The organism is Nonomuraea pusilla, assembly GCF_900109355.1.
GTDB lineage: Bacteria > Actinomycetota > Actinomycetes > Streptosporangiales > Streptosporangiaceae > Nonomuraea > Nonomuraea pusilla.
Window position 1 is genome coordinate 232,250 of the sequence record NZ_FOBF01000001.1, and the last position, 23,542, is coordinate 255,791.

Here is a 23,542-nt window from a genome sequence, read left to right on the forward strand (position 1 = left end):
CCACTACTGCTTGTCCCGCTGTTCCTCACCGCCGGATCGACGTCGCTCGCAGTGGGCTATCTCAACATGATGGCGCCGAAGCGGGCATCCGCGGCGCTCACTCCGGTGGGATCGCGTGCACGGACTGCGCAGAGGACGGGGCACAGATCGCCCATGCGGTCGTCCGCCACGGACTCCTCGGCGATCGGAGCTACCGAAGACGCCGTGCGGGGTGAGGCGATGCCGTCCTGGGTGAGGATCCGGGCAGCGGAGACGTCCGGGCCCGAGGCGGTGCGGGGATCAGCGCCACGGTCCCAGCGGCCGCCTTGCCCGCGACGGTCGCTCTGGGCAGGCCGATGGCGATCTCGCCGCGGCCGTCGCCGTTGACGTCGCCGAGGCCGAGCTGGGAGTCGTTCCTGGTGCAGGCGGGCTTGGTTGCGTCGGGGTTGTCGCAGGGCGCCCTGTTGCCCATGAGCATGGGGGTGTGGCCGAGTCGCGCAGACTGTCGATGGACCAAAGCTCATGGCTGGTCGAGCCGTAGGTGGGGCGAGCGCCACCATCGCTTCCATGATGTCGTCGCCGTTCACGGTGCCGATCGCCGTCGACTGTTTGGCGCCGCTGAGACCGTTCGGGCCGCCGTACAGGACGGCGATCATGTCGCTGTTGTCGGCGCCGGCGTAGCTCGGATAGAGACGCATGCCGACGGCGATGTCGTTGTAGCCGTCGGCGGTGAAGTCGCTCTTGACGGTGATGGCAGGCGCCGCCGCGGCGGGTGCGGCGGATGTGGTGAATCCGACGGTCACCGCGAGCATCGCGGCCGACCAGGCGATCTTGTTCACGCGCATGGGGCCGAGGAGGATCCCGCTTGCGACTTGTGGCCGGGTGGAGGCCCGCTGCATGCCCGCCAGAGCATGCTCCCGGACGCGGCGCGCGGCGGCCACGCCGGACAGGTCCAGGGCGCCGTCGACGCCGGCCTGCGCGACCGGCGTTCCTCCTGGGTCCGGCCCTGGCCGCGGCCCGTCCCGACCGGGCGGCCACTATCCCGCCGCTCCTTCCCTGCTGGAGGGCCGGGCTCAGCCGACCGGGATGCTGCCGTCAGCAGGCCAGCTCGTACACCACTCCCGTGGACGTAACCCGAACGGTTGCGCGTTCAGGACGCTGTGCGGCTGATGCGATGCAGGCACCGCTTCATGATGACGACGATGGCTTTGTGATCGTCGGTGAGATGCCCCATGTATGCGTGGCCCGCGACCGCGTCCGCGGATTCGGTGAGGTCGTCTCCCAGCGCGTCCAGCAGCACCTTCACGGCCGCACGGCGCGGTGTCCAGTCCGAGCCAGGTTCTCGTGCGACGTCGTCGCTCAATAGGGCGACCTGGCGGCGGACCTCCCGCCGCCGGGTGGTGTCGTCGTCGCCACGCAGGAACTCCAGCGCCTCATCCACTGCGGGGTGCGACAGCTGCGAACCCTGGACCACCGCCTCCGTCATCAGGTAGCGGATGGGAGCCACCTTGTCGGGCGACAGATCATCGAGGATGGCTCGTACTTCGGGTCGGTTCAGTACGCGGTGGTCGCGTAACTGATCGGGGACGATGTCGTCGGGGAGCGGACTCTCGACGAGCAGGCGCGTGAGGGCGCCGTCCAGTAGCCACTCTTCCGTGAGGCGGACACCGGTGATGTGCTCCGCCGCCAGGAGCGTGGCGGCTTGGAGCCCGATGACATCATCGGTGCCGACCGCGTCGATGACCGCGTCGGCGTCACCCGGAAGGCGGTCGGAGCGGGACGGGGAGGACGTCAGGCGGACGGCGAGCAAGCGTCCGGCTGCGGCGTAGCTGAGCCGGTCGTACTGGCCTCCGTCGAGCAGAACGTTCACCGCTCGGCCGCGGGCCGACAACACCTTCAGCACTTCGGGTCGTGCGCCCTCGCACCCGTTCGGTTCGACGACCAGCGTCCAGTCGCCGATCGTCCCGGCGACCAGACTGGGCAGGATGCCGGGGATGTCCGCGTTGTACTGCTCGAGCTGGGCGTCCTCGAAGCTCATAGACTCGGCTGCGGCGAGGTCGGCGCCGAAGGCTCGCGCCACGTCGTCCAGCCCCGATGCCTCGCACCAGGTCAGACAGGTGGGATCGGAGAACCACGCGGAGACGAGTCCCTCGTAATGGGTGAAGTCGTCTTCCCTCATGCCGCGGTCTCCATCGTGTGGAGCCGGCGGGCGTCCTGGAACGCCCACCGGCTCAGCGCTTACTGGGCGGGTGGCTGCCCGTCATAGATCTTCACATAGAACGTGTCTCCAGGGAGCACTCTGTACCGCATCCAGAAGATGCTCTGGGTTGAACCGGCCGCGCAGTTCGCGCATTCCGGGATCAGCTTGACCGAGAAGTCGAAGTCGTCATTGGCCGCCCCCTCCAATGTGCTGGCGAAGGGATACTCGTCACAGTGTTCCTTATTGGCCTCGTACCACCCGGGGCCGAAACGCTCCGTGCACGTCCTGTTGACGACCTGCCGGTTCTCGTATTCGACTTCGCCCGCGTTCTTCCCGGGCCAGGCCCGGGTGAGAGGCGTCGGACTCAGGGGATTCTGTGCGATCCTGTCGGGGCTGCCGGGTATCCGCTTCCCGGAAGTCATCGCCTCCTTGATGTGTACGGCGTGCAGCTTGGCCTTGTTGTCGATCATGCGTCCTTTGTAGAGGAGCCGGTCGGCTGTGCTCAGTCCCAGCACTGGAGTGATCTCCGGGAAGATGCACCCACCGTAATACATGAGGACGAGTTCCGAGGTGTCGCATCGGAATGATTTCTTGATGACGCCGACCTCGTCGCGCTTGTTGTAGATGTATCCGTCCTCTTCTCCCTCAAGGGATCCCTCATAGTAGAGGCGGGGAATCAGTGTGCAGGTCGACACTCGGTTCGCGCCGGTGGACGCCAGCTTGTCGGAGGTGAACCGGAAGTGGTGTGAGTAGTTGTTCCAGTTCTGCAGGGTACGGGTCACCGCGCTGTTGTCATGACCGGCCAGCGGTTTGCACGAGCCGCCAGGGTCGCCTTTTATCTGGAAGTCGACGGTGAGCTTCCCGTTCGCATGCATGGCGGCGGAGTCGGGCAGGTTGTCGAAGGGCTTCACTTGGTCGATGATCACCCAGACTTCGATATTCCTGGCGCCGACCTCTGCGTTCGCCCGCTTCTGGGCCTTGACCGTGTCCGAGTCGCCCTTCTTGTCGGCCACTTTGTTTCCGACGGCAGTGCGAATGGCGTAGCTGAAGCGATATCCGACGACCCCGGTGTTCTGCTCCACCTCCACGAAACCGAAGATCTTGCTTTCCCTCTCGCGCGTCTGATGGAGATACCAGGACCCGCACCAGTTGAACGAGTTCTTGGTGTATCCCCCCACCCGGGAAGCCCGGTTCATGTTCTGCCAGCACTGGGCGAAGGTGATGGGATCGTAGGGGAAGTCGCTGGGGGCGAGCATGGCCTGCGCGCTTTCCGAGGCGATCGCCGCGGAGGTTTTCGCCGGCTCCTGAGATGCCGCGGTGGTGACAGCCAACTGCGACCAGGCCGTCCATCCGCCTGCCTCGGTCTGCTGATCCGTGACGATCCGGGCTCGCCATCGAGCCTTCTCGCCGTCCCGCAACTTGCCCTCGGGGACCTGCAGGGACACCCGGGTATCGCCGGGCTTGGCGGTGACCTCACCCGACCAGATCAGCCGCCGGTCCGTGCGCGCCTCGCCCGCCTTGGCCGACTTGGTGGGCTTGCCGGCGATCTCCACTTCCACCTTCGCATCGCCCTCGCGCCCGGCGGACAGCCAGGTGGTCAGGCGGGGGGTGAGGGTGGAGGCGAGGGTGGCCCCGTCCACGGTGCGACCGCCGTCTACCGTCAGTCTGTCGATGGCGGGAGCAGGATCCGTAGCGGCGTTGAGACGCTGTTGCTGCGTTGCCGTGCTCGTCGCGGCGGCGCCGATGGGGGCGTTCATGTCGGCCTGGATCTCGGCCGCGGTCTGGACGCGGTTGTAGATGCGTACCTCGTCGATCAGGCCGCTGTAGAACTCGTCCAGCCAGATGTTGTTGCCGCCGAGGCGCAGGACACCGCCGTCGTCAGCGAGGTTGCCGGTCATCGGGGTCTGGTCGATCTGAGTGCCGTTCAGGTACAGGGTGATGATCGTGCCGTTGTAGGTGACGGCCAGGTGACTCCACTCGTTGATCGGCAGCGGATCGTCGCCGACCACCGACTTGAAGGTCGTGGCGTTACTCAGCCAGCCCAGGGGAACCCCACCGTAGGACGCGTACAGCCCGTAGGCGGGACCAGAGGCGTTCTCTTTCATCAGCACCGTGTGCCAGGCGTCCACAGCCGCCGGCCGGACCCACGCCGAGAGCGTCAGTGTGTTCGCCAGGCGCAGCGACTGGGCGTGCGGGACGGTGACCCAGCTGGAGGCGCCGTTGAAGGACAGGGCCTTGCCGTGCTTGCCGTTGGCCCAGGTGGTGTCGGAGGCCGCTCCGGTGTTGTGCTGCCCGGAGGAGTCGCCGACGATGGAGCCCGAGCCCTCGTTCATGCCGTACGCGGCCACCAGGCCCGGGGTCGCCGGCGGGGCGGTGACGGCGGCCGAGACCTCGTTCGAGGACGGGCTGAGGTTGCCGGCCGCGTCGGTGGCCAGCACCTGGTAGTAGTACGTGCCCGCCGCAAGGCCTCCGTCGGTGAAGGTGCTGGCGGTGACCGAGCCGACCTGGTTGGCGGCCGACGGGGTGAATCCCGGCGTCGTGAAGCGGTGGATACGGTAGCCGGTGACGCCGACGTTGTCGGTCGAGGCCGTCCAGGTGAGCTGGGCGCCTCCGGAACCGCCGGTCGCGGCGAGCGAGCCGGGCGCGGTCGGCGCCTGGGTGTCAGGCGGCGCCGCCTGGCCGATCGGAGTGGTCATGTCGGTCTGGATCTCGGCGGCGGTCTGGGCGCGGTTGTAGATGCGCACCTCGTCGATCAGGCCGCTGAAGTACTCGTTCCAGGCGACGTTGCCGCCGATCCGCAGCGGGTTGCCGTCGTCGTAGAGGCTGCCGCTCAGCGAGGTCTGGTTGATCTGCTGGCCGTTGACGAACAACCGTAGCGCGGCGCCGTCATAGGTGAGCGCCAGGTGGCTCCAGCTGTTCACCGGCAACGGCGAGAGTCCGTCGGCGGTCGCCGAGGTGTCAGGATCAGTCTGCACCCAGCCGGACGGGACTGTGCCGCCGTTGGCGGCGTAGAGGGCGTAGGAAGCGCCGTTGGAGCTCAGTTCCTTGGTCACCACGCTGCGCCAGGCGGCGCCGGTCACCGTGGTGGGGTTGACCCAGGCCGACAACGTCATCCCGGTCGTCAGGCGCAGCGACGCGGCATGCGCGACCGTGACCATGCTGGATGAGCCGTCGAACGACAGCGCCTTGCCGTACTTGCCGTTGGCCCAGGCGGTGCTGCTGCCCGTGCCGGGGTTGTTCTGCCCGGAGGAGTCGGCCACGCTCGTGCCCGAGCCCTCGTTCATGCCGTAGGCGGCCACCAGGCCAGGAACCGGCGGCGGCGTGTCCGCGCCCGTGGTGAACGACCAGGTGTAGGGCGCCATGACATTGCCAGAGGCGTCCTTGGCGCCGCTCACGTCGACCCGATGCGCCTTCGAGGCGGCGAGTGGCGAGGCCGGCTTGAACGTCCATCGTGAGGGACCGCCCGCAACGGTGCCCTGCACGGGCGTGTCCGAAGCGTCTTTGACCGTGATCTGAACCTCGGACACCGCTTCGTTGAACGTCACCTTGATCTCGGTGTTCAGAGGAACGTTCGTCGCCTGGTCGGCCGGGTCGGTGCCGGCGACAGAAGGCGCTGTCGTGTCCGCCCCACCGGTGGTGAACGTCCACGAGTAGGGGGCCATGGTGCTGCCGGCGACGTCGGTCGCGCCGGTCACCTCCACGGTGTACGCCATGTTCTCGGCCAACCTCTGCGCCGGCGTGAATGTCGCCAACGTCGCCTGCGGATCCGCGGACATCGTCCCCGCCACCGCTGTCCCGGAGGAATCCTTGACCGAGATCTGCGTGTCGGTCACCGGCTCGTCGAACTGGACCGCGATGAGCGTCCCCGGGTTGACCTCCGTGGCATCCTTGCCCGGTATCTGCTGTGTCACCGTAGGCGGCTGGCCGGGAGTGGGATCCATGTCCTCCCAGGTCTCCTCATCCAGCGGCAGCGAGCCCTCCGGAAGGACGTTGAAGGGGCTCTCGGCCTCCGCTCGGACCGCGGAGCTCTCTTCGGTCGTCGTAGCCGGCACCTCGGGCGACACGGTCGAGACCTGGGTCACCATGGCGTTCGCTTCCGCGTCGGTCAGGGTGTCCATGTCGATGGGCGAGTCGGACAAAAGGGTGTGGCCCTCGGGGTGGGTGGGCGCCGGGGTGTAAGTGATGATGAGCGCGGGCGGGTGACGGTAGCCGGGGTAAGGGCTGCCGCCGCCGAACTGGCTGGAGTAGTACTGGCGCCAGTTGATCGCGGCGGTCTCGCTGGCCGCCTTCAGCACGATCCCGTGGTTGGCCTCGCCCTGTTGAATCCAGGCGCGGGTCATGGCGGTGACCTCGTAGAAGAGTTCCTCGTCCTTGGCGCACCAGGTCGCGGGGTCGGCGTCGTAGTTGTAGCCGGCCCGGTTCACCGTCTCCGGGGCCGTGCTCGAGGGCTGGTTGTACCAGTCCAGGCTGTCGACTGTGCCGTTCAGGTTCCAGGCGGAGGTGACGCGTGCGGCCTGGATGCCCGCGCCCATGGTCTCCCCGCACAGCTGTCCGTTGGGTCCGCCGGACTTGTAGTTCCATATCCGCAGGTCGGCGTCGTTGACGGTGGCGCCCTTCAGCACCGGGTCGCTGGTGTTGAACTTGAGGTACACACGGGCGATGTCGGCGCTGGTGGAGGTGGTGCCCGCGCGGAGGTACCCGGCTGCGGAGTTGTTGTTGTAGGGGTCGTTCTTGCTGATCCAGGCGTCGTCGGGGGCGCCGCCGCCGAACCAGGTGGAGGACGCGGCGACGGTCACCGGGTAGGTCACCGCAGGATCGGCCAGGAACTTCTCGTCCGGGGTGAACACCAGCTCCGAGGTCTTCCCGGTGGTCTCGACCTGCGCCTTGACCGAGTGGGTTCGGCCCTGGTCGGGGGCGGCCTCGACCTTGGCGTCCGTCGCGGTCAGCACGATCGGCGCGGCCTTGGCCTTACCTTTGGCGTCCTTGAGCTGCGGCAGCCCCTGCGATGTCTTTCCGAAGGTGGTGCCCTCAGGCAGGGTGAGCGGCAGCCGTACGGTGACCGGGCCGGCCGGCCGCTGCCGGAAGACCACCTGGGAGATGAAACCGTCGGCCTGCGCCAGCACCACCAGATCCGCGCCCGGCGCGACGGCGTCGGGATAGGTGACCGCGTTGCCGGAGACCTTGGGTTCCGGGAGCGCGCGGGTCACGCCCAAACCGATCTCGCCGTGCTTTCCGGGGGCGGACACCAGTTGCTTGGCGCCGCGTCCGCCGAAGGTGAGCGGGGTCTTGACCCGGGTGGCCTGCAGCTTGCCGTCGCGGGTGACGATGCGGGTGTCGATGGGTTCCCAGGTGCCGCTGGCCGCGTTCTTGAGCTGGACGGGCCGGGTGTGCAGCTCAGCTCGCATGTTCTTGCCGTCGGGGTTGGCCCAGACCTTCATGGTCTCGGTGGAGTGGGTGGGGACCTCGACGGGTTTGCCGGTCTTGGCCGCCTGGTCCCAGGCCGCTTTGAGTGTTGGTTCCGTGGTGCCGGCTGTTGTCTCGGATGCCGTGGCCGGGGGTGGCGTGGGGCCCTGGGCGATCGCGGGCGCGCTCATGAGCGAGAGCGGGAGTGTCAGAGCCGCGATCAGGGCGCCGCGGCGGCGCGTTCGGGTGGACAAGCCGGGCGCTAATCGGCGTGCGTTCATGCACAACCTTTCGAAAAAGTAGCAAAACAGCCCCGATCATCACATGATGGTAAACTAGAAGTAAAGATCGTTTTCAGTATCGGGAACGGGATGCTCCGTGATCACAGATCGCGTGGACCCACCCTCCGCCGAATCACATTCGTCCAGCTCATGGCCTTGTGGAGCTCTGTCGGTGAGCATCTGAGATCGGTGATCTTCGTCGGTCGCGGCGACTTCGGCCTGTCGCCGGGCGGAACCTCTACGGGTGAGGCGGCGGCCATGCAGGCTTCGATGGTGGCGCAGCGGTTGATGGCCGGGGCCTTCCGGTCCCGTTCGTAGTCGCGGGCCAGACGGCGACAGGCGGTCAGTGATCTCTTTTCATCCTTGGGCGACTTCGTAGTTCTGCAGAAGAGCGATGGCCTTGCAGAGGTGGCCGGTCTTGCGTGGGCAGCAGCGGAGCTTCCGCAGGATGCGCCAGGTCTTGAGCTGGGCGTTGGCGCGTTCGCCTGGACGGCGAAGGCGGGCGTGTGAGCGGTTGGCCTGCTTCTGGGAGGCGGGCTTATCTCTGCCCTTGTAGGGGGTGATGACCGGACCACCGGCGCCCTGGTAGCCCTTGTCCGCCAAGACGATGATCCCGGCCGGTTCCAGTTCCCTCAGGACGCCCCAGATCCGGGCAGCGCTGAGATCGTGCGTCCTGCCCGGCAGCGCCCCCGACGTCCACAGGATCGCCCCATCCGGTGAGGCGATGACCTGGACGTTCATCCCGTGGACGCGGTGCTTGCCGGAGAAGTACGGACGGTCGGCGGCGATCCGGTCGGTGCGGATCAGAGTGCCGTCCAGCACCAGGTAGTGCAGTCCGTCCCGGCGGGCCTCGCGCAGCGCCTGCCCGAGCTTGGGCGAACGCGCCGACAGCAACATCACGGTCTCTTCCACATACCGCCAGGCGGTCGCGGTGGAGACACCGAACCCGGCCCCGAGCTCGGTGAACGTCTCACCCTTGCGCAGGTGGACCAACACCAGCAGGGCCTGCTGTCCCGGGTTGAGCAGCCGCCAGGCCGACTTGATCGCCTTACGGTGCCGGCGGATCACTCCGGCGACGTAGTCCAGCGTTTAACGCGACAAATCGACACAGCACGATAGAACAGCATCCGAGGCGCCTGGTTGTGACGGATCTGGATGTGGTGATCAATCCATCTACCAGGGGTTTCTTGCGTCGTCAGGCGATCGCCAAGCTCGCGATCACGCTGTGACCAGCGCTCTGCCGTCAGGGAGATGAATGAGCCTCAAGTGATGCTGTAATAGCACGCGGCCCCGGCCCCCGGTCGCGTCGGTGGAGGACTGCACAGCACTACTCGCGTACAGGCGCCCACATTAGGAGAGCGTGCGCTTCTGCGACCCCACAGGCATGTTGACCTGGGTGAACGTTCTACAGGCGACCCGTGTCGGCGAAGATCATCCCCTGTATATCCCTAGCCCGAGCGGGACAGCACCACAACGTCATCCGATGGCAAGGGGACCCGTACCGCAGGGCCGCCAGGCCCGAGGAACGGAAGCCCCGCGGCAGTGATCAACGCCGCCAACGGAGAGAAACTTCGCCGCCTGACCCGCCATCCCCTCCACAACATCGGCATTCAATACGTCCGCAGCTATCGTGCCCGGTGGAATATCCCCTGAGAACCGTGGACGGTCAGATCCACCGTCGTGATGCCTTGTCGCTCTCACTGGCACGCACAGCCTGATCTTCCGCCTTTCAGGCGGAGCAATCACCCTGCTCGGCTGATCGAGACCATGGACAGGCGCGTATGGAAGGCGTCGCGGATGTGTAGGCGTGTAGGCGTGTGGGGACTATCGCGTCGTATCATCTCAGCCAGAGCGCTTCCCCAAGGAGGTTGAAGTCATAAAAGCAACCTCGAAGGCTTAGCTGATGAACAATTGGATCTCGACTTCGATCCTTAGGACGAGGCGCGGTCCTCAGAGAGTTGTATAGCTCAGAGAAGGGGGAAGGCCGGTAATACGCCTTCTTCCCCCATCCATCATTTACGCCAGCAGCCCTTCAAGAAATGGACTCGGTTGACCCGCCCAGGTGATGGAGAGCGCTTCTCGAGCGCGAGTGGCAGCGACGAACAGCAGCGACCGTTCCCTCTGTAGATCGCGCCTGCGGTCGAGGTGGTCGACCGTCTCTGCTGTGACCGCGATACCAAGCGGGACATGCACAGCATCGGCGCCGATAATGGCCACAGCACGGAACTCTAGTCCCTTGGCACGATGCATGGTCATGGTCTGGACGCTTGCGGCCGAGGCCGGCTTCTGCCCGGACTTCACGAGCGTGGCGGTGATTCCAGCGGCGCTGAGCGCATCGGCTGCGGCCAACGCCGCCGCACCCGTCCGGGCGAAGACCGCGATTTCCTCAAGTGGGATCCCACGGTCATGCCAGGAACGGACTCTTTCTCTCAGCCCGGCCAGTTCGGCGGCCGTGGATGGATATCCCTTGATGTCCGGTTTCCCGCCCTGAAGCACTGATCGATACCCCTTTAGGGTCGCCGAACCCTCGTCGAGGTCATCGGGGAGCTCGTCGCCGGAGAGTTTCAGAGCATCGGCGAGAATCTGCCGGGTGGTGCGGTAGTTTAGAGTGAGCCGTTTGGAACGACCGCCGCGGACGTCGATGCCGAGCTTGCCGAGTGTCACCCGGTTGTCGTAGATCCGCTGGAAGGTGTCACCGACGAGGAACATGTCGTCGGGGCCGGCGGGGACGAGGGCACGGAGCAGCTTCCAATGTGCGGCGTGCAGGTCCTGGGCTTCGTCGATGACGACATGCCGGTACGGCCGGTCCGCCTCGCTCCAGGTTGCGGCGACGTCGCTGGCCTTGACCGCGGCCTGTTTGAATCCGATGGCCTTGTCCCGGTCCAGACGGCGCTCGAACTCCTGCACGAGCTTCCACACCTGGAGACGCTCGGCACGAGTGAGCCGCCGTCCGCGTCCGGATCGGCGCGCCGCAAAGTACTCGTCACGGGTACGGATGTTCTGAGCGAGAATGACCTGTTCCCACTCACTGATGAGGAAAAGCCGGTCGAAGCTCGTCTGACCGGAGGTGGCCACAACGTCGTCCCACCGGACGGCGATGGCGGCGTCACCGAGGACTTCAACTCCCGCCCACTGGGATTCCGAGTCCCGACGCAGCACATCGCGTACAACCTTGTCGATGTTGAGGACCTCGACCTTGCCGGTCAGCTCCGGCCCTCCGAGGTCGTCGAGGAGCCGCCCGAGCAGGTCGGAAAGGGCGTTCGTGTAGGTTGTCAGCAGGATCCTCTTCCCCGTGCTGGCCGGGATCCGATCGGCTAGCGCCTTGACCCTGTGCAGCGCGACGACGGTTTTTCCTGTGCCAGGGCCACCCGTGACCTTGACTGGGCCGTTGTAAGGCTTCGCCCGGTAGGCGATCTTCCGTTGTTCAGGGTGGAGGTAGACCCGCCACTCCGACATCGGCTTGAGCAGCATCCGCTCCAGTTCTTCGGTGTCATCGGTAACGATGGCAAATGTCTCGCGAGTCGCGGGCCGTTCCGCGGCGGCGCTGTAGTCCTCCGGATCGATCTCATCCTCGGCTTTCGATCCCGCGACGATGTCCTCCCAGACCTGATCGACGGTGTGGCCATCGGCGAGCGCCAGCACCACCTGCGCGGCGAGTTTGGGAATGGTCTCGGTGATGCCGAGTAGCGCGTCCTCGCTGCGGATCTCACGGAGCACTGGGACGAGCGAGGCATTGACGCCGAGCTTTCCGAAGTCCGCATCTGAGATCGCGTCGAAGTAACCCTTGGTCGTGATTCCGGGGTCGGTGTCGCCACTGCGGACCAGAATCTCCCGGATGGCTCCGTGGTCCCAAAAGTCCACGCCACCGGTGACCTTGTTGATGTCCCAGACGATACGGGCTGCGTAGGTGTACGCGTCGTCGTGGGGTCTGATCGTCACCAAGTAGAACGTGTCGGCGGTAGGGCGGAACAACACGGCCCGGAAGTTGTCGTTGACCCGAGCCGTCCAGATCTCCTTGCTCAACGCGCCCTGCGGCTGTTTGAGGTTCAGGCCGTTGCCGTCGGGATCCTTGCGGAGCTTCAGCATGAAATCGATGACTCTCCGCTGGATCGTCGCGTCCAGACCCTGGTATGCCTTCTCAAAACTGTCCGCGAACAGGACATTGGCCTTAGCCACCGAGGCTCCTCAGTTCTTCGATGAGATTGGCAGGGTCAGGGACACGATCGGGCTCCACGTGGTGGACCCGCCACCCCGCAAGGCCGTAAGCTTCGTCCCTTTCTGGATCAATGTCCACCACGACGGCGATGCGCCTGTCGGGCCAGGCAAGCTCGGCCAGGAATGCCTCATCACCAAGCTCGTACCCCACCTGCGGCAGCGGCGCCTGTGCATAGGCGAGAGCACGGAGCATTCCTTCCAGTACCGACGAGGCAAGCTCCGCCACATCGGCCCAGGCCGGTGGTAGTTTCTGCACGTCGTCCTCTGCCACGACCGCGGAGAGCAGCGGCACCCGGTGCCGGTCGAGCATCCCGGTCTGGGATAGTGCGGTCTGCTCGAAGTAGCGGCGCGGGCCCGTGAGGAACTGGAGCAGGTTGGACCAGGCGAGCCATTCGGCCCAGCGGGCGCGATGGTCGTGCTCACCGAGCGCCTCCGGTCGATCGTCCAGGCAGGTGAACACCGACCATGCCCGCGGGTCCTTTCTGCCCGAGGAGCTGGGTCTGTCGTCGCGGAAGCCGATGATACGGCAGCCGGTGGGAGTCGCGGCCTCCAGCACAACGACGTCATCCGTGCCCGAGGCCCCAGGCGCGTTCTTCTGCCCGGAGAGCAGGTCGGGAAGGTGTGCTCCGATCTCCTTCCTGGACGACAAGGTGACCTTCCCGCTCCCGATCAGCCCACTCAGCAGCGCGATCGCGCGGTTCGCCCACTGCTCCGGTTCGGGGTTCTCCAAGAAAGCCAGGAGCGATTCCACGGGATTGAGCAGGGCGTCGTCCAGTTGGCCTGAGGAAGACTCGTCTTTCTGGCTCAGCTTCTGATACTGCGCGAGGGCGTTGTCGAGCCCCTGACTCGTCAGGAGCACTGGCCGCTCCGCGCGGACATGGACCCCCTCGCCGACGGCCTTCGCCCAGGCCTTGACGTCATCCCAGGTGAGTTGCCAGACCCAGGTCCCTCCGTCTCGGAGAGACGACCTCTTCGCCGCGTCGACGGCGATTTCGTTGTTCTTCCGGCTCGCGTGGTAATCGAACCCGTCGAGGAAGACCGCCACCTTCGGTCCATTCTCGGTCTCGAACACGTAGTCGGGCTCACTGCGTACTGCGGCATGCTCGACGACGTGGTCACGCATTCGCCAGCGGACCGCCTCACCGTGCCGCGGTTTGAGTTTCAGCTCGAATTCGACGCCACGTGACCCTGCCCTGGGGACAAGGGAGAACCGGTCCCGCTCGGCCTTGTCCTCCTGCGCCTTGTCCGCCTTGGACCGCAGGGTCTCGACGAACAACCGCTCCAGCTCGCTGTCAGCCAGTGCATCGAGCGAGATGTCAGCCAGCGTGTCGACCGGCTCGACGTCCCACTCTTCGACGAGATCGGACAGGAGCTCGATCGCCGTGTCCTTGGAGACCAGTTCGTACTCGTCCGGCCGAACGAACGGCAGCAGGCACCGGTGGCAGGGCTGCCTGTCCTCCTTGCCACACAGGCAGGCGCGCATGTGAGCCAGGGAGAGGGACAGTACCCGGTGCATCGTGTCCTCGTCGGCCAGGTGCTCCACGTAACCGGTGCCGCCGGGCATGATGTCGTGCAGCACCAGGAACCGACGCGGCACGTCCCGGTCCTCACCCGGCATAGTCGCCACAACCACGTCGAGGTGGTCCGGTTCTCCGCCGAAGTGCTTGGTGACACCCAGCAACAGTGCGGCTCTGAAGGACACCAGTCGTCTAGGCACCAGCGTGGTGGAGAACGGTAGGAGCACCCGGAGCGCCTGCGTCCGCAGCTCATACCCAGTCATGAGCCTGATGGGTCGCTCCTTGAGTACTCCCTTGTCTCGCTGCAGGCACCAGCGGGAGTGCCGCGTGCCGATCCGCTGCGCCTCCCGGTCGTACGCGGCGGGATGGACGCCTTGCACGGCGCCACAGTCCTGGCAGGCCTGGAACCCAGGGGTGGTGACCTGCTCACCTGCGACGGTGAAGTCCGCTCCGGCCACCCCGCGGGGGCCGAAGTTAATCCGCCGGATCACCGCCTCCCGGGCGAATTCCACGCCGAAGAACCGGCCCGCCTTCCATGCGCGCGATCCCTGCGGCTGCGCCGGGTCAATGTCGACGAGTGTGAACTCCTCATAATGTTGCCGTTCGCGTTCGTCGCGCTCGTCTGTGACACGGGCGTCCTCTCGTCGCTCCCGGGCGTAGGTCCGCTCCGGGCGCAGGACTTTCAGCCCGGAGGCCGCCGGATCGGAGATCCCGCCGTCACCGCAGCGCGGGCACCGGTCGATGACGGCCTGCTCCGCGTCGGGCTGCACGTATCCGCAGCCGCGGCAGAACCGCCACGTCGTGTAAGCCTCATAACTCGCGGTCCCGATGTCCAGTACGTCCACGATGTACTTGGACCCGGCAGCATAGAAGGTGTTGCCGGGCGCGAACTCCGTCAGCGCGTATCTGGGCGCCCGGCCGTACTCGGCCTTCTCCTCCTGGTACTCGCCGTCGGAATCTCGCCACCACAGCGACGCCTCCAGCCAGCCTGCGTCGTCGTGCAGTGTGTAGTTGGGCAGCAGGCCCAGCCGGACGAGAGCGTTGAGGGAGTCCTCCTTCACTAGGTCGTCCAGACGCCGGCGTACCGCACGCAGTTCGGCAAACAGCGCCCGCCTGTCCTCCTGCCTGTCGTGCTCGGTGGTGTGCATCGGGATGGCATCGAATGCCTTGTTGATGGCCGCCAGGCGCTGCTGCAGTTCTGCACGCCGCCGCCGCCATGCCTGGACGGCCTTGCCCACCTCGGTGTGAATGCCCCCAGCGGCGAAACGGCGCACCGCCTGCCGCGCGGCCCCGTCCTCGGCGGTCTTGTCCGGGAACCGGCGGAGGAATGCCGCGTCCATCTCGGGGAAGAGCGCGATGAACGCGGTGGACAGCTCCTCGTGCCGCGCGACCGACACCTCCAGCAGGCGGCGTAGCCACCCGTCCGCGTCGTCTAGGCCGGCTTGGAACAGCTCACCGATCCATCGAGGCCGCGGCCGGGAGGGCATTGAGGTACCTTGCCACAGTGAGCCGTCGGCGGCACGGTCGAAGAGATAGGCGAAGTAGTGCCGCTGCAGGATCTCGACGGCGTCCAGGTAGCAGGCCGGAGGGACGATCCGCCCGGCCAGCATCGCCGTCGGCCGGTGCAGATAGTAATGGTTGCGCGCATCGCGCGGCACGAACGTGGTCACCAGTGCGTTGCCAGTGGCACGGCCGGCGCGGCCGATCCGCTGGGCGTACTGCGCCGGGCCGGGCGGCACCGAAGTGAGCAGCACCGCCGACAGCTCGCCGATGTCGATGCCCAACTCCAGCGTGGGCGTACAGGCCAGCACATTCGGGTCGTACGGGTGGGGCCGGTCCTTGAACGCCTTCTCGACCCGCTCACGGTCCCGCCGCGACAGCGCCCCCGTGTGCTCTGCGGTGAATACGTTGCCCGGACGGTCGCGGTGGTATAGCCGGCGATAGAAGTCGTCACGCGCCTCGGGCCGCGGGTCGGCTTCGAATCGACCGTCACAGTGGAACCGCAGGCACGGCATGCCCACCCAGGCGTCCGATTTGCCAGGAGGGATGGTCTGCTGCCAAGTGCACGTTCGGCAGCGCACCCCGCACTCGGCGACCACCTCGTCAGCGTCCGCGCCGACCAGCGGGTGCACCAGGACCCGCCGAGGGGCCAGCGCGTACACGGTCCCGCCGTTCTCGGTCCGGTACTCGTCGACGATGTCCTGCAACGCGAGGATGCGCAGCGCCCGCCGATTCAGCTGAGCCGCCTCCTCGGCACTACCCGCGACCGTCCGCTGCGCCCAGTCGGTCAGCCAGGTGGCGGTCTGCCGCTTAGCAAGTGAGTCGAACCCGGTGGCGCCATGTCCTCCGTCGACGAAGAAGAGGGGCGCGGCGACCCCCCGAGGGAAGGCGGGCATGCCCGTCTCCCGACCGCCCCAGATCGGCCACCGCCGCGTCCCGGACTGCTCGATGTACCTGCGCAGCCACGGATGGTAGAGCCCGCCCCTAAGCCGAAGCCGTTCCAGCAGACCACGCGCGTAAATGACATAGGCCTCCGGATCGTCCTGCAGCGTCACCCTGCCCGGGATATGGCCGTGCGCCTCTCGCAGCAGCGCGCCCAGCGCGTCTAGGTCTGGAATGTCGACTCCGACTGCCGCCGTACGGGTCAACTCCAGCGTGCGGCCGAGCCGTGAGCGCAGACCAAACTCCAGCTGGGTGGCGAAGATAAGCCGATCCTGGAGCATGTCCATCGCCGCCTGCACCGGCTCCCCCTCCAGCAACCGGAACATCTCGGGCAGTCGCCGCAGGTCCGGCGGGATCAGCGAGGCGAGCCGTTCGGTCATGCCGACGTTCGCGTGCTCCTTCACCACGGACTCGGCCGCGTCCAGCGCCAACTCGTGTACGGCAGTCGTCCCCGAGGCCGAAAGAGCGGCGGTCAGCAGCCCGCGGAAGGTGAACGAGAATGACCGGTGCGCGATGAACCCAGCCCGGTGGGTGGCATCCTGCACCGAGTCGGTGAAAGCCAGGAGCTTGCGTTCCTCTCCTCCCAGGTGTCGCTCGGAGAAGAGCTGCGTGGTCGTCACCGACGCGAGTGTCGCCGTGCCAGCGCCCAAAAAGCGCATCCCGTCGTCGAGGCCACAGGACGGGCAGGTGTCCCCGCCCTTCTTGATCGGTCCCTCCCCGGTGATGACCGGAACGGTCCGGCTGTTCGGGTTGCGTTCTAATCGACAGCCCTCGGCGTCGAGGTGGAGGACGTGCGGCTCATGCACGGAGGCGCGGAGCATCCACCGCACCTTGCCCTCGCGCCGAGCCGCCGCCCGGTAGATCTCCAGCGGCCGGGTCTTGAGCTCCTGCCAGTCCATGGCCGCGTCCTTAGAGAGCGCAGCCCATCCAGACCTCCCGCAGTTGCGGCAGTACACGGCCGGGAGGTGGCAGCGGAGTGGAGCGGGGGGAAGAGCCTCAATGTCGGTATCGGCGTCGCTGTCCTCCGCTGCGGCGTCACGCTCGCGCAACTGGTAGACCGCGAGGTTTAGCCGGTTGGGTTTGCTGTCACCGGTCGGACCGTCATCGTCGAACCAGCGGAAGTGGGCCTCGGGGGTCGCCGCGCGAATCACTCGGGTGATCTCGCGTACCCAGAGCTGAGCCTCCACCTTCAGCAGCGGCGAGCCGTCGGGCTTCTGCGCCTTTGAAACCAGAGCGAGGAGGCGCAACAGCGCAGGGCCGAAGGACGGCTTGGGCATCCCGTCGCGCCGTGCCGCCCACGCCGGCCCCCCGCCGTGCACCGCGAACGGCCTGGCTATCTGCTCAATGGTCATCGGGGCGTCGGACGCCGACTCCAACAGCGCCTTCACCAGGATGTGGCTGCGGAGCCTGTTACCCAGCTCCACCGGATCGCCGGTACCGACTCCGACCGTCAGCATGGCAATCTCGTCCAGGTCCCGATCGCTGCCGAGCGGGTCGGAGACTCTCGCCAGTTCGTCCGGCGTAGGGAACGGGAGCTCGAAGTCGATGTCGGGGCAGAATTCCGCCGGGGTCAGCCGCTCTTCGCCGATCAGCGAGTCCTCGCCGAACGGCGTCCCGAACACGCTCGTCGCGAACCTCAGCAGCTTGTCCTGGTCACTCTCGGCCGCCTGCTCGGCGAAACCGACGTCCGCCGCGTGCTCACTGGCGAGCGTCGCGGAGGTGGCCACCGGCGTGATCCGACCCAGGGGTCGGCCCGGTTCGTTCATTCCGGTCGCCGCGCCCAGGCGGCGCAGCAGCATCGCCACGTCGGTTCCCTGGGCGCCGTCGTAGGTGTGGAATTCGTCGAGCACGACGTACTGAAGTGTGTGGTTTCGCCACAGGCCGAGGTCCGGAACTCGCTGCAGGAGTAGGTCCAGCATCTTGTAGTTGGTGAGCAGGATGTCCGGTGGGTTGGCGCGGATTTCCTCCCGGTCGCGCAGCAACCGGACCGATTCGTGGTCAGGGAGGTTCGACGACCCATAGTCCCGAGCGAACTCGCCAGGGTTCTCATCACCGGAGTCGTTGCCGCCCTGCTTATCTCGTCCGCTGGGGCTGCCGCCGATGTAGATGCCAGCGGTCACCTCGGCGAGTCGGGCGTCGCGGTTGAGCAGGTCGCTGATCCGGCGGGCTTGGTCGTCGGCGAGCGCGTTCATCGGGTAGAGCAGCAGGGCCTTGAGGCCCTTCCGGTCGCGCACGCGCACGCAGTGGTCCATGATCGGGATGAGAAACGACTCGGTCTTACCGGACCCGGTTCCGGTTGTTACGATCGTCGGCCTGGGCACCTGGCCCTTGGAAGAGAGCCGCATCCATGCACGCTCCTGGTGCAGAAACGGCGCGAAATCTTCCGGGCACCAGTCGAGGGCCTTTGCATAAGCGCCCGTGGCGCGCCTGAACCCAGCCCGTACCCTCAAGTACGGCCCACGAAATACACCGTTCTTCTCGTCATTGAGGAACCGTTCCAGCTCGGTGCGGACATCGTCGTCGGCGAGCGCGAATGAGGTGGTGAGGTACTGGATGAGGCTCTTCTTGAGGTCCTCGACGGCGAGTGAGGGGATCATGGCTCGGTCACCTCGGGATACTCGCCCGCCTCCAGACGGCGCTGGAACTCCTCGTACGCCCGAGTCATCTCCTTCTCCCTGTCAGGCACGACCCACCCGTTTGGAATCACGGGGGATTCGGACTCACCAAGCTTGAAGGCCCTCCACTTCTTTGCTACTTCTCCCTCCGCTGCGGTCTGCGCCGCCCCGCTGGGGGCAGCTTCGGCAGCGACCGCATGACCATCGTCACCGAAGAGAAGACCTTGTTCGTATCGCCGCATGAGCCCAAATTGAGTCCGATACATCGTACATAGATCTTCTATCTTAATACGAAGCATCATTGAGACGATAACGTCAATCTCCAGGCACGCCAATCGACGATGAAAATCGACTCGAAGAGGAGTGTCTCCAGTCCAGGAGCCGCTAACATCTCCGAGTGCAACCTCAAATGGATCTTCCTGTGTCCAAGAATCCTTCGTCCATGCAGGATCGAATAACATTTCCCACAAGGGGGAATAGTCCGCGGTGAGGCAGTTAAGACGCATCACCCTAAGCTTCAGTGGACGAATTAGCCTCAAGTCAACAGGCAAGGGAAGTCTATCAATTTCTGCTTTAGTAATATGTTCGACGCCGGATACTCGGAGCATAAAGTCGTAAGGCATCGACGAGAGTAGGCCAGCAAGGAGAACGCTATCATCATCGGTTGATGCTGCAAGAGAACGACACATGTGAACATGGCTCACGTTCGGAGGCAAGAGTGCGGGAGAAAGAGTCCTTTCCATGTTCACGTCAACGAATTCTCGTATCAAAACACGCCATGCGTACCACATGTCAGACCGCCCCTCTGCTGCATGGCTTTTGCGCGCAGCGGAACGATCCAGCAATTCGAAGTTGGTTCGAGGAGTGAAGTCTTGCTCGATTTTGCTCGCGTCGACTTTGATGTAGTCGCGATGATTCTTTCCGAGCGGACCTGGCTCCTTTGCGAAGGGGTTAGCGATTCCAATGAATGGGGACTGAAATATAACATCCCTCAAAGATCTTGGACGATGAGTCCGCTTTCTAATGTACCCCTTCGCTTTGGCGGAGGTCTCAGTGAATCCGCTACTGGCTGAAAGGCCAAGATCTCCACATCGTCTCGAATGAGAGGTAATCTCCTCAATCATTCTTGCATCGAAGGTCGATATGGGGCGCAACAGTCCTGGACTTGTTTTCCGCCAATCCAATCCTAGGAATCTGCTCCAGACGGAGAGGACATGGCCACTCACGGTAACTCGTCGCTCTGGGTGAGGCCTGCGATCCCAATTTCCATTGAGGAGTTTAACCCCAGGAAGATCCCCCCCTTCGTCACTACTGAACGATCCATCCAGCGTCTGTGCTAAATGAATTCCCGAGACATGCACAAAACTAATGGCCCTCGGACTCCCGTAAATATTGACCGAGAATTCTTCTGTATTCCCAAGGTCCTCAAACAGGTACGCCTGGTTTACAAAGGCGAAGTGCCTCCGCAGCCGCCGATAGCAAAGCTCTCTATAGGTTGACCCGGAAACCCCTTCTATGTGGCCATCCTGGTGAATAAGTGCAACGATTCCCGACTGTATGGAATTTCGTCTAGTAAGCTCAATAAAGGAAAGATATAGATTGGCCTGGTCCTCTTCCAGGTCTGGCCACAAGCACTTATCGTTAATAAACCTTCTGGTCGCCTCATTGCTTCCCAGGTCCATCAAGAATTCTCTTCTGATATTTGGGGTAGCGAGCAACATTCTTCGCAGTGAGAGAAAGTCTGACGATCCTTTAGACATTTCCAGCGAGGCTCGTGGTTCATATTCCGCCAGGAACTGCGGTTCAGTCCACTCCGGCCTTCTCCATGGGGGATTTCCCACTTGGAGGTGGAAGCCGCCCTTAGCGAAGACCTGGGCAAACTCGAGCTCCCAGTGAAAGAAGCCCTCCCGCTTGGCTATCTCGTTTAGAACCGCCCACCATGCGAACCGTTCGTCAACGGCGATCTCCGCGATGGGCTTGCATCGGGCGATGAACCGGTCCTGAGCGTCCTCCTCTGCTCGGGAGGCGAACCCAGGGGCCGGAGTGAACAGCCCGTAGACGTCGTCGATGTGCGCGTTGCCCTTCTTCCCGCGCGGCTTCGCCTTCTCCGGCTGGATGCCGAGGACGGCTTCGCAGAAGTCGAGCCACTGGCCGAGCGTCGGCGGCGCGACGTCGAGGTCCTGGCCGACTGGCCAGAACCAGAGGGCGCACCAGGCGTCCATCACGGTCTTCAGACGGTTGTACGGCGACTCCCAGTCCTCGTACAGCGCCCTGACGACCTCGTCGCGGGTCACCGTCCCGGAGGCCGGTGCGGGTAAAGGGCGGTCCTCGGGTCTGAGCCCCCAAATGGGGATCCGCCGCCGGATCTCATCCTCCGAGGCGGCGATACGCTTGCGGGTCAGCTCCCAGAGCCGCTCCACACGCTGGGCCAGCGCGATCAGCCGCTTCTGTGTCGCTGCGTCGCTGATTGAGGGCCGGATCGATCTCCGCCACTCCCTGAGCTGGTCCCGCTCGTCCGAGGCGAGCTCCTTGGCCTGGTTCGCGTCGACGATCGCGGCCCAGCCCTCGGACGGCAGCAGGAAGTGGTGGACCTCACCCTCGTTGAGCCGGTCGATCACCTGGTTGGGGTCGTCCTCGTCGGTTAGGTCGCAGGTCAGCGCCCGGTCGAGGGGCGGGGTCGTCCGCCAGGTGCCGGTCTTGAGCTGGTCAATGTGGTAGACGGCCCGGCGGGCGCCGATCAGTGAGTTGCCGCGCCGCAGATGCAGCCCGAACCAGGGCGCTTCGAGGCCCTGATGCATAACGTTGAGCCAGATCGAGACCTCGGCGAGCTCGACGGCGGTGGCGTTGAGGTCGACACCATAGCAGTTGTGCAGCGCGATATAGGCCTTGACCTTCTGCTTCTCCCGCTCCAGTTCCTCGGGCAGCAGCTTGACGCCCTGCCTGTTTTGCGCGAGCCGCATGTAGCGGTCGGCCAGCTGGTTGATGACCTCATTGAGAAACGCTCCTGAACCCAGCGCCGGCTCGCAGATGGTGATGTCGAGGATGTCTCGCGGATCGGTTGCCTCGGTGAGCAGTTCCTCCAGAGCGTGCCGCACGGTGCACTCGGTGAGTACCTCGGGGGTGTAGTAGGAGGCCGAGCGCTGCCGCTCCCGGCCGGAGAGCCGGTAGACGAACGAGCCTTTGTCGTGGACGATCGGTTTCGGCTCACCGGTGACTGGGTCGGGGCGCTTGACGATGTACTTGGCGTACCGGCTCGACTCCCCGATCGGGACGATCCAGGTGCCCTTCGACGGGTCGGGTTTCTCTTTCTCGTCTTCGGCTCCGGTGCGGCCCGCGATTTTCACCGTCTGGGCGACCTCGTTCACGTCCTCGGGAGCAAAAAACCCCGTGTAGGACATCAGCCCTTCATAGACGGCGCCGAGCTGATTGATGCCGAGCTGTGCGTAGGAGATGAACCCGCGCTGGCCGTTCTTCCTGCCCCGTCGGGACTCCGGGCTGAGCATGAGCATGTTGAGCACCCGCCACAGGCACTTGTTCCGAAGCCGGGTGTCCACCACCTTCTCGCCGACCCGGACACGGTCTCCAATGAGCGGTGTGCTGCCAGGATCGAACAGGGTCGATTTCAACGCCTCGAAGCGGATTCCCTCGCGGCCGAGGGGGATCTGGTTACCATCCTCGTCGAGGACTGGCCCCGGCATAGTGGGCGGCTGGTACCCCTGGTCGACGAGGGAGAAGAGCAGCGCCAGAGAGTCGTGGAGGTAGAGCCCGTGTTCTGCCTCTTCGGGCAGGTCGTAGCTGACGGTCTCGCCGAGCCGCGCAAGGCCATACCCCTCCTTGTACGCCTCGCTCTTGCCTGGCAGGATGCCGAGCTCCGGCCGGGCCTCGGCGTACAACAGGAAGAGGATCCGGTAGAGATACCGCAGTGACTGCTCGGTGAGCCGCCGGGCAAGATCGTCACCGAGGTCCTCATGGTCGGCCTCCTGCTCACGGACCCGGTCGAGGATCTCCTGCGCGATCAGCTCCACCGATTGGCGCAGCGCTTCGCGCAGTTCCTTGGAGACGCTGACCGCGTGCTTGCGCCCATTGCCCACCAGGTCGGCGAGGGCGCTCTGCCCGTCATGAGTGATCAGGGACTCCGCGCCGAACAACGCGGCAACTGTCTCCAGCTCCCCGCCCGGCGTGTCGTCCTTGGCGTGCAGCGCTTGGCTCAGGTCGACCGCCAAGTATCCACCCGGCCAGGCCTTACTGTCGGCGAGAAGGACGACGTTGCCCGCGAGCAGCAGCACATAGCGGGGTGCTTCCTCGCAGCCGAAGAGGAACTCGACGGCCTTGCCCGCGTGGTCGATCTCCTCGCTGCCGTCAAGCCGGATGGGGGTGAGAAGGCGGCATCCGCCGTCCTTGTCGAGGATCCCCTCCGGGTCGGTGGCCCAGGTGGCGTCGAGCGCGATGAGTTCAAGCCCGGACGGGCCGGCCACTGCTAGCGCTACCGGCACCTGACGCTGCTGATCGAGGAAGACGAGGTCCAGGTCCGTTCGGCGTAGCCAGCCTTCAGGGTCACCGTCCGGTGCGGTGAAGCATAGGGCCCGGAGGATCTCGTTATTCAGCTCTCGGATCTGTTCGATGACCAACGGATCGTGCAGCGCGTCAAAGCCGGGATTATCTCCGAGCCGCTCGGTGATTCGGGTACGGTGCTCGAAAAACCGCTTGCCGAACCCTTTGAGCCCCTGCGCTGAGCTGAACGGGCCTACAGCCGAATTCTCTGCCCCGGTCTTCTCGGCTTGGCGCCAGCGCTTGCGAAGACCTTCCAGGTCGTTCTTGAGTAGGGCAGCCAGGTAGTGCGAGGAGATGTACTCGCCCTGGTTGACGATCGACTTGAACGTCATGGCGCTT

6 protein-coding genes and 1 pseudogene are annotated in these 23,542 nt (G+C 65.2%); all 7 read right to left on the minus strand.

What is annotated here, in order from left to right:
* Positions 1 to 56: 56 nt before the first annotated feature.
* On the minus strand, positions 57 to 824 hold the full coding sequence (locus BMX74_RS46830; protein ID WP_256256716.1) for a hypothetical protein: 768 nt from the start codon (positions 822 to 824) through the stop codon (positions 57 to 59).
* 305 nt (positions 825 to 1,129) lie between these two features.
* Positions 1,130 to 2,158: a DUF6461 domain-containing protein gene (locus BMX74_RS01015; protein WP_091097566.1), complete on the minus strand. Its 1,029-nt coding sequence runs from the start codon at positions 2,156 to 2,158 to the stop codon at positions 1,130 to 1,132.
* Between the two features lie 59 nt (positions 2,159 to 2,217).
* Entirely contained in the window at positions 2,218 to 7,863 is a 5,646-nt protein-coding gene (locus BMX74_RS01020; RefSeq protein WP_091097568.1) for a LamG-like jellyroll fold domain-containing protein, read from the minus strand.
* Positions 7,864 to 8,220: 357 nt separating this feature from the next.
* A pseudogene (locus BMX74_RS01030) lies at positions 8,221 to 8,990 on the minus strand (transposase family protein).
* Between the two features lie 889 nt (positions 8,991 to 9,879).
* Positions 9,880 to 12,039: a UvrD-helicase domain-containing protein gene (locus BMX74_RS01035; protein WP_091097572.1), complete on the minus strand. Its 2,160-nt coding sequence runs from the start codon at positions 12,037 to 12,039 to the stop codon at positions 9,880 to 9,882.
* A complete protein-coding gene (locus tag BMX74_RS01040) occupies positions 12,032 to 18,634 on the minus strand; it encodes a DEAD/DEAH box helicase (RefSeq protein ID WP_091097575.1) in 6,603 nt (2,200 codons plus the stop codon). Before BMX74_RS01040 ends, BMX74_RS01035 begins: the two co-directional genes overlap by 8 nt.
* Positions 18,631 to 23,535, minus strand: coding sequence for a DNA methyltransferase family protein (locus tag BMX74_RS01045; RefSeq protein WP_091097578.1), 4,905 nt, complete (start codon positions 23,533 to 23,535; stop codon positions 18,631 to 18,633). Before BMX74_RS01045 ends, BMX74_RS01040 begins: the two co-directional genes overlap by 4 nt.
* Positions 23,536 to 23,542: the final 7 nt, after the last annotated feature.

Coding starts and splice junctions, on each gene's coding strand:
- BMX74_RS01045 (WP_091097578.1), bottom strand. CDS start 23,535: ATGACGTTCAAGTCGATCGTCAACCAGGGCGAGTACATCTCCTCGCAC.
- BMX74_RS01040 (WP_091097575.1), bottom strand. CDS start 18,634: ATGATCCCCTCACTCGCCGTCGAGGACCTCAAGAAGAGCCTCATCCAG.
- BMX74_RS01020 (WP_091097568.1), bottom strand. CDS start 7,863: ATGAACGCACGCCGATTAGCGCCCGGCTTGTCCACCCGAACGCGCCGC.
- BMX74_RS46830 (WP_256256716.1), bottom strand. CDS start 824: ATGCGCGTGAACAAGATCGCCTGGTCGGCCGCGATGCTCGCGGTGACC.
- BMX74_RS01015 (WP_091097566.1), bottom strand. CDS start 2,158: ATGAGGGAAGACGACTTCACCCATTACGAGGGACTCGTCTCCGCGTGG.